The organism is Pseudomonas sp. P5_A12 (assembly GCF_056400685.1).
The window spans coordinates 1-582 of the sequence record NZ_JBFUKU010000635.1; the positions used below are offsets into that span (position 1 = coordinate 1).

A 582-nucleotide genomic window follows, 5' to 3' on the forward strand; every position below is an offset into this window, starting at 1 on the left:
CGCCAAGGACGACCCCGACAGGTTCTTCTTCGAGGCCTTGAGCCTGTTTTGGCGGGCGCTGGAAGATCATCTGCTGGATCAAAAACCGCCGGTGATGACCTACAACCGAATGTTTGCCTTGTTCAGCGAGCACTCCCCGGAAAACCTGAAGCTTCTCAGCGATGAGCTGCTGCGGCCGCTCTCGCACCTGATGATCGACGAATTTCAGGACGTATCGCCACAGATTGTTTCCTGGATTCGCGCCAGTCTCACCGAAATCCGCAGTCGAGGTCCGGCGATGCATGTTGGACGGGGCGCGCAACGTTCGTCTTTGCTTTGCGTGGGCGATGACTGGCAGTCCATTTACGGCTGGCGCGGCAGTTCGCCGACGTATTTCATGGAATTCAACAAAGAATTCCCGTCGCCGAGCACCACCAAAGTCATGCTCAGCGACAACTATCGCAGTCACCAGCACATCATCGACGCCGCCGAGCATATCGTCCGCGCAGCGCCAGCCATCGCGGGCAAGAAAGCCAAAGCCAGTGGCGAGCCTAAAGCGCTGTTGCCGGTAAACGTTCTGGATCGGGACGATCAAGGCATGGC

The 582-nt window shown here is 57.9% G+C and carries 1 protein-coding gene; it reads left to right on the forward strand.

Annotation, left to right across the window (positions count from 1 at the left end; translation table 11 throughout):
- Nucleotides 1-582, forward strand: a 582-nt coding sequence (locus AC1DSG_RS31625) for a UvrD-helicase domain-containing protein (protein ID WP_477794363.1), incomplete at both ends; no start/stop codon positions are given.